Source organism: Corynebacterium sp. TAE3-ERU30 (genome assembly GCF_019209925.1).
Taxonomy (GTDB): Bacteria; Actinomycetota; Actinomycetes; order Mycobacteriales; family Mycobacteriaceae; genus Corynebacterium; species Corynebacterium megadyptis.
Genome location: NZ_JAHUTO010000001.1, coordinates 155,976 through 171,316, shown reverse-complemented (window position 1 = coordinate 171,316; position 15,341 = coordinate 155,976). Strand labels below are relative to the sequence as shown.

Here is a 15,341-nt window from a genome sequence, read left to right as displayed (position 1 = left end):
GCGCCGATGCAGCCAGACCCGGCGGCGCTGCTGCGCCGCGCCATCGAGCTCTCCCGTGCAGTGGCCGGCACGACCGCACCCAACCCAGCGGTGGGGTGTGTGATCACCGATGCCACCCAGCGCCGCATTCTGGGCGAGGGCGCCACGCAGCCGCCTGGCGGGGACCATGCTGAAATCCAGGCCCTGCGCGCTGCGGGCGCGCCTGCTCGTGGCGGCTGTGCCTTCGTCACTCTCGAACCTTGCAACCACGTGGGCCGCACCGGACCCTGCGTCGAGGCGCTGCTGGAGGCAGGTATTGCCGAGCTGCACTATATTCACGCCGACCCCAATCCCGTGGCCGCAGGCGGAGTCGAGCGATTGCGCGCTCGCGGTGTGCGAGTGGTGCAGCATCCGCAGCTGCGCAGCGACACACTCGTGCCCTGGCTTCTCAGTACCCGCCTCGGCCGGGCGCATCTCACGCTGAAAACAGCGCATACCCTCGACGGGTTTAGCGCCGCCGCCGATGGAACCAGCCAGTGGATCACCGGCCCAGTCGCCCGCGCCCGAGTCCACGAGGATCGCTCCCGCCGCGATGCCATCGTGGTGGGCACCGGCACGGTATGGGTCGATAATCCGCGGCTGAGCGCCCGCACCCCCGAGGGCCACGAATATCCCCACCAGCCCGAGGCGATCGTGCTCGGCACGCGCGCCCTGCCACCCGAGAGCCACCTGAACCGCCGCGGCGTCCGCCAGTGCGCCAGCATCAAGGAGCTGCTGGACTACCTCCGGCAGCGCGGGCACGTGGATGTGCTCATCGAAGGTGGCGCGGCCGTGGCCGGCTCGCTGCTGCGGGCGGGGCTCGTCGACGCCCTCGAGTCCTATACCGCCCCCACGCTGCTCGGCAGCGGCCGCGGAATCAGCACCGGCGGGCTGGCCACCACCATCTCCGAGCAGCGTCGTTTTGTGCTTGAATCAAGCGAAGTCCTCGATAACGACGTACTACTTATCGCACGATCCCCGCAGGCCCACCGGCTGCTCGCAACCAGGAAGGAATAAATGTTCACCGGACTCGTCGAAGAAATCGGCCAGGTAGCCGCGATCGACCATGGCAGTGACTCTGCGCGGCTCAGCATCGCCTGCCAGCGCGTGCTCGAGGACGCCACCGCCGGCGCCTCCATTGCCGTCAACGGAGTGTGCTTGACCATTACGGAGTGGAACGCCACGAGCTTCAGCGTGGACGTCATGCAGGAGACCCTCGATCGCTCCAGCATCGGACAGCTCCAGGTGGGCGATGCGGTGAATCTCGAGCGCGCCATGGCCGCCGGCGGTCGATTCGGTGGCCATATCGTGCAGGGACATGTCGACGGCGTCGCCACGCTGCTCTCGCGCACCCCGGGCGAGCGCTGGGAGGTTGTCCGCTTCAGCCTGCCCGCCCCGTTGGCGCGCTATGTGGTGGAAAAAGGCTCCATCACCGTCAGCGGCACCTCGCTGACCGTCAGCGCCGTGGGGGAGGAGTATTTCGAGGTCTCGCTGATCCCCACCACGCTGCGCGATACTATCCTCGGCGAGCTCCAGGCTGGGGACACGGTGAACCTCGAGGTCGATGTGATCGCCAAGTATGTGGAGAAGATGACTCTCGGCACCACGCCCCGCGAGGGAAAGGACACCCCACAGGATGACTGATCATGCAGGCGTGCGCCTAGATTCCGTAGAGGAGGCGCTGCGCGATATCCGCGAGGGTAAAGCCGTGGTGGTCGTGGATGATGAAACCCGCGAGAACGAAGGCGATATTATCTTCGCTGCCGAAAAAGCCACACCCGAACTCATGGCCTTTATGGTGCGCTATTCCTCCGGCTATATCTGCGCCCCGCTGCCGGCCGCCGACTGCGACCGGCTGGGTTTGCCGCCGATGACCGCGCACAACGAGGACGCCCGCGGCACCGCCTATACCGTGACCGTGGACGCCAATACTGGCACCACCGGTATTTCCGCGAGCTGCCGCGCCGAAACCGTGCGGCGGCTGGCTGATCCCTCCAGTACCCCAGATCACTTCACCCGTCCCGGCCACGTGGTGCCGCTGCGGGCGCGGGCCGGCGGGGTGTTGGTGCGCGCCGGCCACACCGAGGCAGCCGTGGATCTCGCCCGGCTGGCGGGGCTGCGGCCCGCCGGGGTGCTCTGCGAGGTGGTCTCCGAAGACGATCCCACCGACATGGCCCGGGCCCCAGAGTTGCGGCGCTTCTGCGATGAGCAGGGATTGCGCCTGATCTCCATCGAGCAGCTCATCCACTATCGCCGCCGCAAAGAACAACTGGTCGAGCGAGTCACCGACACCGTGCTGCCCACCGACTATGGCACCTTCCGCGCGATCGGCTACCGCAGTCTCGTCGATGGGGCCGAGCATGTCGCACTGGTGGTGGGCGATCCCGCCAGCGAGGGCGGTGAGGATGTGTTGGTGCGCATCCACTCCGAGTGCCTCACCGGCGATGCCTTCGGCTCGCGGCGCTGTGACTGCGGCCAGCAGCTGCATAGCTCGATGGCGATGGTGCAGCAACGAGGCCGCGGCGTGGTGCTCTATATGCGGGGCCATGAGGGCCGCGGTATCGGGCTGCTCGCCAAGCTCAAGGCCTATCAGCTGCAGGATGGGGGAGCAGATACCGTCGACGCCAATCTCTCCCTCGGCTATCCGGCCGATGCCCGCGAGTACGGCACCGGGGCGCAGATCCTCAAGGACTTAGGCATACGCTCGCTGAACCTCCTGAGCAATAACCCAGCCAAGCGGCATGGGATCGAGGGCCACGGGCTCACTATTGCCGAACGCACCCCCGTGCCGGTCGAGGCCCACGAGGACAATATCCGCTATCTGCGTACCAAGCGCGACCGCATGGGCCACGATCTTCCCGTGGTCGAGCAGTGGGACGCGACCCACCCCAGCACCGAGCCGAAAAGGAGCTAAAAACATGGCCAAAGAAGGACTCCCCAGCACCCCACATATCAAGGCAGAGGGCCTGACTGTGGGCATTGTGAGCGCCACGTGGAATGAGGAGATCTGCGACCAGCTGCACGCCCGCGCCATCGCCCAAGCCAAGGAGCTGGGCGCTAGGGTGATCGAGGCCCGCGTGATGGGCGCCCTCGAGCTGCCCGTGGTGGCCCAGGCGCTGGCCGAGCAGTGCGATGCCGTCGTCGCCAATGGCTGCGTGATCCAGGGCGGAACCCCGCACTTCGACTATGTCTGCGACTCCGTCACCGAGGGACTTACCCGCGTCGCCCTCGACGAGCGCACTCCAGTGGGCAATGGGGTGCTGACCACCCACACCGTAGAACAGGCCCGCGAGCGGGCCGGCTTTGCCGAGTCTGTCGAGGACAAGGGCGCAGAGGCCACCGTGGCGGCGCTGCACACTGCGGCAACGCTGGCGCGGCTGCGTCGCTAAGAGGCGGCGGCCGGCGCGCTCGGCTGCCGGAGTTTTTAGCCCTTGAGCATGTAGGCAGGTAAGTTTGGTCTAGTGATAGTGAAGGCGTCGGTTGCACCCCGGTGCCACGCAAAAGCAGAAAGTGGTTGGGAAAGATAGTGACTAGCTCTCGCGAAGAGAACCTTCAGACGTATGTCTCGGCGGATGCGGCCACCACTACCGATAAGCCTTGGGAGCTCGTGGTGACGTCTCGGATGTTGCGCGTGATTTCGTGGGCATCCATGGCGGTGGTGCTCGCCGTCCATATCTTCATGGCCTTCGTGGTGGCTGTGGGCGATACCGGCGCCGCCGTCACCCCGATCGACCAGTGGGCCTTCGTGGGCATCGGCCTCGTTTTCGTGTGGCTGTGCTGGGGCATTCGTCGTCCTCGCGTGCGGGCCAACGCAGATGGGGTAGAGGTACGTAACTTTATCGGTACCCGCTTCTACCCGTGGCAGCTGATTTATGGGCTGTCCTTTCCCAAGAAAAGCCCCGCCGCCCGGCTGGAGCTGCCGGACTTCGAGTTCGTTCCCATGTGGGCCTTCTTCGCCCGTGATGGAGAACAGGTGGTGCGCGCCGTCACCGATTTCCGTGAGCTTGAGTCCAGGTATATGCCCCAGGACTAGCCCAGCCCAGCAGCGCCGCTGCTGTCTTTCCTCCCACACCCGCACAGCTACGTGAAGGTCCAGACCACACCCCATGGCTGATCCAGCAACCTATCGCCCCGCCCCCGGCACCATTCCTGTGGATCCGGGGGTATATAAGTTCCGCGACGAGCACGGCCGCGTGATCTATGTGGGCAAAGCCAAATCGCTGCGCTCGCGGCTGTCCAGCTATTTCCAGGACGTGGCCAATCTACACCCCCGCACCCGGCACATGGTGTTCGCGGGTGCCAGCGTGGAATGGACGGTGGTATCCAGCGAGGTAGAGGCGCTGCAGCTGGAATATACGTGGATCAAAAAATTTGATCCCCGTTTCAACGTCAAATACCGGGACGATAAAACCTACCCCGTCCTGGCCGTCTCCATGGGGGAGGACTATCCCCGCGCCTTCGTCTACCGCGGCCCGCGCCGCCGGAACGTCCGCTACTTTGGCCCCTACTCGCATGCTTGGGCCATCCGGGAGACCCTCGATCTGCTCACCCGAGTATTTCCCCTGCGCACCTGCTCCACGGGGGTGTTTAAGCGCCACGAAAGCCTCGGCCGCCCCTGCCTGCTTGGCTATATCGACAAATGCTGTGCCCCGTGCGTGGCGCGGGTGACCATCCCAGAGTACCGCGAGATCGTCGCCGGGTTCATCGACTTCATGTCCGGCCGCACAGATCAGGTGCTCCGCCGCATCGAAGCCGATATGTACGCCGCCTCCGAGGAGCTGGACTTTGAAAAGGCGGCGCGGCTGCGCGATGATCTTGCCGCCGTCCAGAAAGTGATGGAGCGCCAAGCCGTGGTGCTCGGCGATGGCACCGACTGCGATATCATCGCCGTGTCCACCGATCAGTTAGAGGCGGCAGTACAGCTTTTCCACGTCCGCCAGGGCCGTATCCGTGGCCAGCGTGGATGGATTGTGGAAAAAGACGCCTCGACCGCCAGCAACACCGAGTTCAACGACGCCGCCGACCCGGCCATCCCCGCGCTGCTGGGCACCTTCCTGACCCAGTTCTATGGGGATGCCGCCGAGTCCTCCGAACACGCCGAGCTCGATATGTCCGATAACCGCCGCGGGGTGGATCAGGAATCCCGGGCCACCCCGGAGCGCCAGGCGGTGATTCCCCGCGAGGTGCTGGTGCCAGTCATGCCCGAGGACGCCGAGCAGCTGCGGACCTGGCTCAGCCAGCTGCGCGGGGCGAATGTGGATCTCCGCGTGCCGCAGCGCGGCGATAAGCGGGCCCTCGCCGATACCGTGGCCCGCAATGCCGCCGAAGCCTTGAAGCAGCACAAGCTGAAAAGGATCGGCGATCTCACCGCCCGCTCTGCCGCGCTACACGACATCCAAGAAGCCCTCGGGCTCGAGCAGGCGCCGCTGCGCATCGAGTGCACCGATATCTCCCACATCCAGGGCACCGATGTGGTGGCCTCCTTGGTGGTGTTCGAGGACGGCGCCCCGCGCAAGTCGGACTATCGCCGCTACAAAATCAAAGAGGCCGCCGGCGAGGGGCGCTCGGACGATGTCGCCTCCATCGCAGAGGTCACCCGCCGCCGCTTCATGCGCCACAGCACCGATAAATCCGCGGTGCCGCACGAGGAAGAATTCGACGGCTCCACCTTCAGCGATGAAAAGGTCGAGGAACAGTCCGCCGAGGCCAAGCGCTTCGCCTACCCGCCGCATCTATTCATCGTCGATGGTGGTCTGCCCCAGGTGAATGCTGCCCAGGCCGTCTTCGATGAGCTCGGGGTGGTGGATGTCACTCTCATCGGATTGGCCAAGCGCCTCGAGGAGATCTGGCTGCCCGGCGAGGAGGATCCGCTGATCCTGCCGCGCAACTCCCAAGGACTGTTCTTATTGCAGCAGATCCGCGATGAAGCCCACCGCTTCGCCATTACCTTCCACCGCCAGCAGCGCTCCAAGCGGCTGCGGCACTCCGCCCTGGATTCCATCCCGGGTCTGGGACCGGCCCGCCGGACGGATCTGGTGAAGCATTTTGGCTCGGTAAAAAAGCTCCGCGAGGCCAGTGTGGAGGAAATTCAGGCCGTCAAAGGCTTCGGGCCGAATCTCGCCCAAGCCGTCTATGACGGGCTGCATTCCTCCACTACTTAGTGCGCGTGACGACGCCTCTTCCCCTCCTCCGCTCTGTGGCTAGAATGAAAGCCATGGATCGAGCCCCTCACTCCCCGGACCTGACAGACGATTCCCGCCCCGCCGAGGCGGCTGAGAGCCGCAGCGAGAAGGCGTCGACAAGCGCCGTGCATAAGGATGCAGAACGGCCGCTGGAGTCGAAGCCTGTGCTCATCACCGGTATGTCCGGTGCGGGGCTGAATACCGCGGCCCGCGTGCTGGAAGACCTGGGCTATCACGTGGCGCAGAATCTGCCGGCAGCAATGGTGCTGGAGTTTGTGGATCTCTGCCTGCGCGAGGGCTCGCCGGTGTCGAAGTTCGCGGTGGTCACCGATGTACGCTCCCGCGAGTTCAAAGGCAGCCTCGATCAAACCATCGCGGAGCTGAACGAGCGCGGCAATAACCCCACCGTCTTGTTCATGGAATCTCGCGATGATGTGCTCATTCGTCGCTTCGACTCGGTGCGCCGCACCCACCCCTTGCAGGGCTCCGGCACGCTACAAACCGGCATCGAACGCGAACGCGAGATGCTCTCGGCGGTGAAGGAACAAGCCGATGTGGTCATTGACACCTCCGAGATGTCCGTGCACGATCTGCGTCGCTCCATCGAATCGAGCTTCGCCACCTTGGAACGCCGCCGCCAGCACGTGACCGTGCAATCCTTCGGTTTCAAGCACGGCGCTCCCGCGGATGCCGATATCGTGCTGGATGTGCGCTTTTTGCCCAATCCCTATTGGGTGCCGGAGCTGCGGCCCTTCCGCGGCACCGACCAGGCGGTGTCCGACTATGTGCTCTCCCAGCCCGGTGCCGAGGAGTTCATCACCGCCTTTTTGGCCATGCTCACCCCGATGACCACCGGCTATCGCCGCGAGGGAAAGAACTTCATTTCGGTGGCGGTGGGCTGTACCGGCGGGCACCACCGCAGCGTGGCAGTGGCCGAGGAATTGGCGCGCCGCATCCGGAACAACTTCAGCGATGTGGATGTCTCGGTCGCGCACCGTCACTTCAGCCGCAACTAACGGCGGCTCGCCCGCTGTCCTTATACGTCTCTCGTCGTTGCAGAAACGAGTTATACACCAACTATGTCTTCCCAACCTGCTGTGATTACCAGCCTTGGTGGGGGCCACGGCCTCTTCCAGACCCTTCGTGCTGCCCGGCTATTGGCCACTGACTCCGTCAACGCCGTGGTCACCGTGGCCGATGATGGCGGTTCCTCGGGACGCATCCGCAAGGAGCTCAACCAAGTGCCGCCCGGGGATCTCCGCATGGCGCTGGCGGCGCTATCGGCCCGCACCGAGCACGGCCAGCTCTGGGAGGAGCTGCTGCAGCACCGTTTCGGCGGCAATGGCGCCCTCGCCGGCCACGCCGTGGGCAACCTGCTGCTGGCAGGGCTAGGGGAGATCCTCGACTCGCCGGTGGCCGCCCTGGACACGGTGGCGCAGCTCGTGGGCTGCTCGGGGCGGGTGCTGCCCATGGTGGAAGAGCCCCTCGATATCGAAGCCGACGTGGCGGGGCTGGACGATGATCCGCGGATCATGCACCCGGTGCGCGGCCAGGTGGCTGTGGCCACCACCCCCGGCACCGTGCGGCGCGTGCGCGTAATCCCGGAGGCCCCGCAGGTCAGCGAGCACGCCCGCGAGGCCATTCTGGGCGCCGATATCGTCACTCTAGGCCCGGGCTCGTGGTTTTCCAGCGTGATTCCGCACCTGCTGGTGCCCGGAATCGTCGACGCCATCGCAGAGACGAAAGCGCAACGCGTGGTGGTGCTCAACCTGACCTCTGAGCCGGGCGAAACGGCGGGCTTTTCCATCGAGCGGCACATTCACATGCTCTCCCAGCACGCGCCGCGGCTGCAGGTGGATCGCATCATCATCGATGCCGATACCCCCTTCACCCACAACGAGAAAAACTATCTCATCCGCGCCGCGCAGAAGCTCTCCGCGGAGATCGATTTTGCCCCCGTGCGTGGTCGCGACGAGGCCGGCAGGTACCTTGATACCCACGATCCGCAGCGCCTCGCCACGGCTCTCGAGCACGCCTACGCCCAGCGCTAGACGCACCACCACCGCATAGAACACAGGGAGGACCATGGCCTCGCTCACCGCGCGAGTCAAAGAAGAACTCGCCGTTGCCCGTTGTACCCGGCCCCAGGCCCGCGCGGCGGAACTGGCCGCTCTTATCCGCTACGGCGGCGAGATCAGCATCGCCCAGAGCCAGCCGGTCATCGACATCGAGGTAGATACCGAGGCCATTGCCACCCGCGCCGAGACCTTCTTCCGCGAGCTTTTCGACGCCACCCCGAGCATCACCACCCCCGGACCTGGCTCGACCTCGCGGGATGGCCGCTATGTGCTGCACCTCGAAGATGGCACCACCGATATCATTCGCCGGCTGGGGCTGGTGACCCGCTCGGGGCATCTCGTGGTGGGGCTGCCGCCGCATATCGTCTCCGGCACCGTGGTGGAGATCGAAGCGGCGCTGCGGGGTGCGTTCCTCGCCTCCGGGCAGTTGGCCGATCCCGCCCGCTCGACCGCACTTGAGATCGCCGCGCCCTGCACCCTGGCGGCCTCCGCGCTGGTGGGTGGGGCGCGCCGGCTGAACGTTAACGCCAAGGCCAAAGAAACCCGCGGGGTAGTGAAGGTAGTGGTCAAAGATGGCACCGATATCGGGGTGTTGCTTGCCCGTCTCGGCGCTCATCTGACACGACTGCAGTGGGATGAAGAGCGTATCAAGCGCGAAGACCAAGCCTCGGCCAACCGGCTCGCCAACTTCGACGATGCCAATCTCCGCCGCTCGGTGCGGGCAGCGGTGGCCGCGGCCGCCAAGGTGGAGCGGGCCATGGAGATCCTCGGTGATGATGTGCCCGAGCATCTCGTCGAAGCCGGCACACTACGCATCAAGCATCGCCAGGAATCCCTCGAGGAACTCGGGCGTCTGGCCGATCCGCCCATGACTAAGGACGCGGTGGCCGGGCGTATCCGCCGGCTGCTGACGATGGCCGATAAAAAAGCCGCCGAGATCGGGGTGCCGCCCACCAGCGAGGCCGTGGTCGAAGAGAACCTCGAGGATATTTAACGCTCTCCTGTGGCGGGTGGTGTTGTTGTGACTGCTGGGGCGCTGTGCCCGTGCCATCCATCCACCGCCACAGTAACTGTGAGTAATCCCACTATCCTCTCGCGAAGGTGGAGGCAGGCGTAGCAATCGCCCCCGCCGCGCGGGAGGATTTTCACATTCGGGGGTGATGAGAGGCGCATGCGGTGGGAAATCGGGCGTCGGGGCGGGTCAATCGCATAAACGGGCAGAGAAACCTTTTTGTTTTATTGGTTTTTGGGAGCGGATGCGGGCATGAATGGGCGTCGATAAGCGAAAAAAGTGGGGATCCGCCACTGCATAAACCTTGCTACGTCGGTAGAGTAAGTAAGCGACACCGGATGAGCCAACCGGCCCGCTGCCAAGGTGAGTGTGGGAAACCACAACCGCCCCAGTGAGTAGGGGACTAGCCCCTGTGGGTGGCTTCATTCGGAGACAACATCCCCAATCTTCAAGGAGATCTTTCGTGACCATTCGTGTTGGTATCAATGGCTTCGGCCGCATTGGCCGTAACTTCTTCCGCGCTATTCAGTCGCGCGGCGCCGACATCGAGGTCGTCGCTTTCAACGACCTCACCGACAATAAGACTCTCTCCACTCTGCTGAAGTATGACTCCATCCTTGGCCGCCTGGGCAAGGAGGTCTCCTACGACGATGAGTCCATCACCGTTGATGGCCACCGCATGGTTGTGACCGCAGAGCGCGACCCGAAGAACCTGAAGTGGGGCGAGCTCGGCGTGGACATCGTTATCGAGTCCACCGGTTTCTTCACCGACGCTAACGCTGCCAAGGCTCACATCGAGGCTGGCGCCAAGAAGGTCATCATCTCCGCTCCGGCGAAGAACGAGGATGCCACCTTCGTCGTGGGTGTGAACCACACCGACTACGACCCGGAGAACCACCACGTCATCTCCAACGCTTCTTGCACCACCAACTGCCTCGCCCCGATGGCAAAGGTGCTGGACGAGAAGTTCGGTATCGAGCGCGGCCTCATGACCACCGTGCACGCCTACACCGGTGACCAGCGCCTGCACGACGCTCCCCACAAGGACCTGCGTCGCGCCCGCGCTGCCGCTCAGAACATCGTCCCCACCTCCACCGGCGCTGCCAAGGCTGTGGCCCTGGTTCTTCCGGAGCTCAAGGGCAAGCTGGACGGCTACGCACTGCGCGTGCCCGTGATCACCGGCTCCGCCACCGACCTCACCTTCACCGCTAAGAGCGAGGTCTCCGTCGAGGCCGTCAACGCTGCCATGAAGGAAGCTGCCGAGGGCGAGCTCAAGGGCATCCTGGCTTACTCCGACGATGAGCCGCTGGTGTCCACCGACATCGTTACCGACGCTCACGCCTCCATCTTCGACTCCGGTCTGACCAAGGTCATCGGCGACCAGGTCAAGGTTGTCTCCTGGTACGACAACGAGTGGGGCTACTCCAACCAGCTCGTCTCCCTGACCGAGTACGTTGGTGAGCGCCTCTAAGAGCCTCGGCTCTCTCTACGCCCTCCGCTGCGTCCCCGTCGTGAGACGCGGCTCGGCGTAGACCCTACCTCGCGGCCCCGGGGTGTGCCTCGCGGCACACCACCGACGGGCCGCGTTTGGTTTCACTAGGCTTGACTAGCGAATAAGTGAATATCCACGGCACCACCCTTGAGCTGCGCGCTGGGGGAGTGCCGCCCCAAGAGACACACTGTGTTGACACATTTTTAAGGAGCTCAGCCGAGATGGCTTTGAAGAACATTCAGGATTTGATCAATGACGGCGTGGACGGCCGCTACGTCCTCGTTCGCTCGGACTTTAACGTGCCGCTGAACGAGAACCAGGAGATCACCGATCCGGGCCGCATCAAGGCCTCCCTGCCCACCCTCAAGGCCCTCACCGAGGCCGGCGCGAAGGTCGTCGTGATGGCCCACCTCGGCCGTCCCAAAGGCGAGGTCAACCCGAAGTTCTCTCTCAAGCCCGTCGCCGAGGCCCTGAGCGAGGAACTGGGCCAGTACGTGGCTCTGGCCGGCGATGTCGTGGGCGAGGATGCCCACGAGCGCGCCAATGGCCTGAACGAGGGCGATGTGCTGTTGCTGGAGAACGTGCGTTTCGACCCGCGCGAGACCTCCAAGGACGAGGCCGAGCGCGGCGAGTTCGCCGACCAGCTCGTGGCTCTGGTCCCGGACGGCGCTTTCGTCTCCGACGGCTTCGGTGTGGTCCACCGCGCCCAGACCTCCGTTTATGATGTGGCCAAGCGTCTGCCGCACTACGCCGGCTCCCTGGTGGAGAAGGAAGTATCCGTGCTCCAAGGCGTTGCCGAGGATCCCGCCCACCCGTACATGGTGGTGCTCGGTGGTTCCAAGGTCTCCGATAAGCTCGGCGTGATCGAGGCACTGTCCTCCAAGGCGGACAAGCTGATCATCGGTGGCGGCATGTGCTACACCTTCCTCGCCGCACAGGGCCACAACGTCCAGCAGTCCCTGCTCCAGGAAGAAATGATCGACACCTGCAAGGAGCTGCTCGAGAAGTACGGCGATAAGATCGTGCTGCCCGTCGACCTCATTGCCGCCTCCGAGTTCAACAAGGACGCCGAGAGCAAGGTTGTGGATCTCGACTCCATCCCCGAAGGCTGGATGAGCCTGGACATCGGACCGGAGAGCGTCAAGCACTTCGCCGAGGTCATCGAGTCCTCCAAGACCGTGTTCTGGAACGGCCCCATGGGCGTGTTCGAGTTCGAGGCCTTCTCCGCCGGCACCAAGGGCGTGGCCCAGGCCATCATCAACGCCACCCAAAACAACGACAGCTTCACCGTTGTCGGCGGCGGCGACTCCGCAGCCTCCGTCCGCGTGCTCGGCCTGGACGAGGACGGCTTCTCCCACATCTCCACCGGCGGCGGCGCCTCCCTCGAATTCCTCGAGGGCAAGGAACTGCCCGGCGTGGCTGTGCTCGCCTAAAACCCACCACTATCACCCGCCTCAGGTCTGGGCCGCACGACTGTGCTGTGCACCGGCCTGAGGCGGCAGGGGGCATTCCCCCCGCTATCCACCACCTTTTGAGAGGACAACGAACACTTTATGGCTACCCGCACCCCGCTTATCGCCGGCAACTGGAAGATGAACATCAACCACCTCGAGGCCACCGCCGTCGTACAGAAGCTCGCCTTCGCCCTGCCGAAGGAGTACTACGAGACCGTCGACGTCGCCCTCACCGTTCCCTTCACCGACCTGCGTAGCGTACAGACCCTTATCGAGGGCGACAAGCTGCAGATCAGCTACGGCGCCCAGGACGTCTCCCAGCACGACTCCGGCGCCTACACCGGCGAGGTCTCCGGCAGCATGCTCGCCAAGCTGGGCTGCTCCTGGGCCGTAGTGGGCCACTCCGAGCGTCGCGAGTACCACCACGAGACCGACGAGATCGTCGCTGCCAAGGCGAAGGCCGCTCTGAAGAACGGCATCAGCCCCATCGTGTGCGTCGGCGAGCAGCTCGAGGTCCGCGAGTCCGGCGAGCACGTCTCCTTCGTGGTCGAGCAGACCAAGGCCTCCCTGGCCGGTCTGGACAAGGAAGAACTCGCCAAGACCGTCATCGCCTATGAGCCCGTCTGGGCCATCGGTACCGGCAAGGTCGCCTCCCCGGCCGACGCCCAGGAAGTCTGCGCCGCCATTCGCTCCGCCGTCGCCGAGCTGGCCGATGAGGACATCGCCGCCGGTATGCGCATTCTCTACGGTGGTTCCGTGAAGGTGGACTCCATCGCCGAGATCGTCTCTCAGGCCGATGTGGACGGCGGCCTCGTCGGTGGCGCCTCCTTGGACGGCGAAGAGTTCGCCAAGCTGGCCGCTAACGCCGCTCAGGCCGTGTCCTAAAATCCCACGCGGCACACACCTCGCGCCGTCTACCAGCCGTAGGCGGCGTTGGTGTATGCTTAGGGATCGTTCATCGGGCGGTGCGCCACCGGCGTCTGCCGCCCACGTCTTAACTGCCTAATCCAGAGGAGACACATGGTTCTCGCACTCCAAATTGTGCTGGTTGTTTCCGCACTTCTGATGACCCTGTTCATCCTTTTGCACAAGGGCAAGGGTGGCGGACTGTCCAGCCTTTTCGGTGGCGGCATGCAGTCGAATCTTTCCGGTTCGACCGTCGTTGAAAAGAACCTCGACCGTCTCACCATCCTCACCGCCCTGGTGTGGATCGGCTGCATTGTCGGTCTGAACCTGCTGCAGGCCTACGCCTCCTAGCTAGAGATATCCCCCACGCACATGCTGTGCGGGAGAAAGAATGCCGCGCCACCTGTGATCGGTGACGCGGCATTTGTGCTGTTCCGGCTGCGGTGTGCGAAGTCTGCTCCGCTAGCGGCTCGACCGTGGCCTCAGCGCTCGACCTCGCTCTGGCTCAGCGCATCACTAGAGACATATAGGGCTGTTTCCACCGTGCCGCGCGCCCCGCAGGCCGGCCACTCGACGGGATCGCCGCCGTGGACCACATGGGAGACCGCCTCGGCCTTTTCCTCCCCAGAGACCAAGAGCCACACGTAGCGGCAGGACTGTACTCGGGCAAGGGTGAGGGTGGCGCGCTCGGCGGGCGGCTTCGGGGAATCCTGCACAGCCATCACCGTGCTCTCGCTGGCGAGAGTCGCAGCGGCATGTGGGAAGAGGGAATTGATGTGCCCCTCATGGCCCATGCCCAGAAGGTGGAGATCAATGAGCTCCGGCAGCACAGCTGCGTAGTCACGGGCAGCAGCCTCGAGGCTCTTCTCGCCCAGGCCATAACCGTGAATCTGCGCAGCGGGGATGTCCACATGATCTAATAGCGCCGCGCGGGCCTGGCCTTCATTGGACTCCGGATCATCGACCGGAACGGCACGCTCATCGCCGAAATACACGTGCACCTTCTGCCAGTCCACGCGGCACTCACGCAAGGCCGCGAGGGTGCCAATACCCACCGAGCCGCCGGTCAGTACCACATGCGCCTCGCCGCGTTCTGCGATGGCCTCGGCGATGATATCGGCGATATCGCGGGCCGCGCCCGTGCACACGGCCTCTTTGGTATCGAATTCACGGATGGCCACAATAGAATCCATAGTGCGTGCTCCTTGCGAAAGGTAGGGGTTAGTCCGTGGCGGCAGCGCTGCCCGCCGGTTCATCGGCGGGGTGGACCCGCGAGATCCCGCGTAGCGCTTGGCCGTAGGCGCGATCTGGGTCGAGGTGACGCAGCTCCTCGGCGAGACAGTCCGCGATACTGCGCCGCGACGCCGCCACCAAGGCATCGGTGGAGCCGGGTACGGAGACGCGCATGGTGCGACGATCCACGGCCTCGACCACCAACGGCTCGGCATCCTTGCGGTGCAATACGAGCCTGAACACCGGCGAGGCGAGGCGGGCAAAGGCCACAGAGTGGCGCGCCACAGTGAGCCCCAGACGATCGGCCAGCCAGCCGCCGGCGAGCTCCACGGAGGGGGACTCCTGCGGACCGGTGATCTCCACGCCCACGATCTCGTGATGCGGCGGCCGATCCAGTGCCGAGGCCACCACACCGCGCCAGGTGGTCAGGCGCGACCACGCCAAGTCGGAATCGCCGGGGGCATAGTTGCTGCGGCGAACGTAGATGGCGTCCTCGCGGGGATCGAAGAAGGAATCGGTGATGCGCCGCTGGGCGATCTTGCCGATGGGATCCTCCGCCGGAATCTCCGGCGCCCGAGAGGGCCACCAAGCCACGATCGGGGTGTCCGGCAGCAACAGGGGAGTGACCAAGGAATCGATATGCGAGGCCAATTCGCCGCGCACTCGCATGACCACGATCTCAGAGGCGCCGGCGTCGCCGCCAATGCGGATTTCCGCGTTGAGATTGTCCTCGCCCTCGGTGTGGTCGGGTAGCACCATGAGCACGCGGGCGGGGTGCTCACGGGTGGCGTCGGTAGCCAATTCGATGAGTTCTGTGGTGTTGTCCTCGGTGGAGGCCACAATGATGAGAGTGAGTACGCGGCCGGTCATCACCTGGGAGCCGGTGTCGCGGATGCTAACAAGCGCCTTAGAGATATCCCTAGACGTTGTGGAGGGCAGAGAAAAGATCACGGGAGACTTGTCTTT

General features: G+C 64.6%; 15 protein-coding genes. 13 read left to right on the top strand and 2 right to left on the bottom strand.

Going from position 1 to position 15,341, the window contains the following annotated elements; all coding sequences use genetic code 11:
• The first annotated feature begins 6 nt into the window (after window positions 1-6).
• The 13 genes from ribD (at window position 7) to secG (ending at window position 13,493) form a co-directional block, all read left to right on the top strand.
• On the top strand, window positions 7-1,035 hold the full coding sequence (ribD, locus tag KR227_RS00760) for a bifunctional diaminohydroxyphosphoribosylaminopyrimidine deaminase/5-amino-6-(5-phosphoribosylamino)uracil reductase RibD (RefSeq protein ID WP_218363300.1): 1,029 nt from the start codon (window positions 7-9) through the stop codon (window positions 1,033-1,035).
• Window positions 1,036-1,662, top strand: coding sequence for a riboflavin synthase (locus KR227_RS00755; protein WP_218363299.1), 627 nt, complete (start codon window positions 1,036-1,038; stop codon window positions 1,660-1,662).
• Window positions 1,655-2,932: a bifunctional 3,4-dihydroxy-2-butanone-4-phosphate synthase/GTP cyclohydrolase II gene (locus KR227_RS00750; protein ID WP_218363298.1), complete on the top strand. Its 1,278-nt coding sequence runs from the start codon at window positions 1,655-1,657 to the stop codon at window positions 2,930-2,932. The genes KR227_RS00755 and KR227_RS00750 overlap by 8 nt, the downstream gene beginning before the upstream one ends.
• Window positions 2,933-2,936: 4 nt before the next feature.
• Complete coding sequence (gene ribH / locus KR227_RS00745) at window positions 2,937-3,407, top strand: 6,7-dimethyl-8-ribityllumazine synthase (RefSeq protein WP_218363297.1); 471 nt, start codon at window positions 2,937-2,939, stop codon at window positions 3,405-3,407.
• Between the two features lie 137 nt (window positions 3,408-3,544).
• Window positions 3,545-4,051, top strand: a complete 507-nt coding sequence (locus KR227_RS00740; RefSeq protein ID WP_151528723.1) for a PH domain-containing protein — start codon at window positions 3,545-3,547, stop codon at window positions 4,049-4,051.
• A 73-nt stretch (window positions 4,052-4,124) separates the two neighbouring features.
• Window positions 4,125-6,179 carry an excinuclease ABC subunit UvrC gene (gene uvrC / locus KR227_RS00735; RefSeq protein ID WP_218363296.1) on the top strand — a complete coding sequence of 685 codons (2,055 nt, stop codon included), beginning with the start codon at window positions 4,125-4,127 and terminating at the stop codon, window positions 6,177-6,179.
• Between the two features lie 170 nt (window positions 6,180-6,349).
• On the top strand, window positions 6,350-7,216 hold the full coding sequence (gene rapZ / locus KR227_RS00730; protein ID WP_192796099.1) for an RNase adapter RapZ: 867 nt from the start codon (window positions 6,350-6,352) through the stop codon (window positions 7,214-7,216).
• 63 nt (window positions 7,217-7,279) lie between these two features.
• Complete coding sequence (yvcK, locus tag KR227_RS00725; RefSeq protein WP_218363295.1) at window positions 7,280-8,251, top strand: uridine diphosphate-N-acetylglucosamine-binding protein YvcK; 972 nt, start codon at window positions 7,280-7,282, stop codon at window positions 8,249-8,251.
• Window positions 8,252-8,285: 34 nt separating this feature from the next.
• Window positions 8,286-9,272, top strand: coding sequence for a DNA-binding protein WhiA (gene whiA / locus KR227_RS00720; RefSeq protein WP_218363294.1), 987 nt, complete (start codon window positions 8,286-8,288; stop codon window positions 9,270-9,272).
• A 481-nt stretch (window positions 9,273-9,753) separates the two neighbouring features.
• Window positions 9,754-10,761: a type I glyceraldehyde-3-phosphate dehydrogenase gene (gap, locus tag KR227_RS00715; protein ID WP_151528728.1), complete on the top strand. Its 1,008-nt coding sequence runs from the start codon at window positions 9,754-9,756 to the stop codon at window positions 10,759-10,761.
• 242 nt (window positions 10,762-11,003) lie between these two features.
• The gene (gene pgk / locus KR227_RS00710; RefSeq protein ID WP_151548619.1) at window positions 11,004-12,215 is read left to right on the top strand and encodes a phosphoglycerate kinase; all 1,212 of its coding nucleotides are present in this window, start codon (window positions 11,004-11,006) and stop codon (window positions 12,213-12,215) included.
• Between the two features lie 120 nt (window positions 12,216-12,335).
• Window positions 12,336-13,121: a triose-phosphate isomerase gene (tpiA, locus tag KR227_RS00705; protein ID WP_218363293.1), complete on the top strand. Its 786-nt coding sequence runs from the start codon at window positions 12,336-12,338 to the stop codon at window positions 13,119-13,121.
• 135 nt (window positions 13,122-13,256) lie between these two features.
• The gene (secG, locus tag KR227_RS00700; protein WP_018019764.1) at window positions 13,257-13,493 is read left to right on the top strand and encodes a preprotein translocase subunit SecG; all 237 of its coding nucleotides are present in this window, start codon (window positions 13,257-13,259) and stop codon (window positions 13,491-13,493) included.
• A gap of 131 nt (window positions 13,494-13,624) precedes the next feature.
• Here the strand turns inward: secG and pgl are convergent, their stop codons facing one another.
• A complete protein-coding gene (pgl, locus tag KR227_RS00695) occupies window positions 13,625-14,335 on the bottom strand; it encodes a 6-phosphogluconolactonase (protein ID WP_218363292.1) in 711 nt (236 codons plus the stop codon).
• A gap of 28 nt (window positions 14,336-14,363) precedes the next feature.
• Complete coding sequence (locus tag KR227_RS00690) at window positions 14,364-15,326, bottom strand: glucose-6-phosphate dehydrogenase assembly protein OpcA (RefSeq protein ID WP_218363291.1); 963 nt, start codon at window positions 15,324-15,326, stop codon at window positions 14,364-14,366.
• Between the last annotated feature and the right edge of the window lie 15 nt (window positions 15,327-15,341).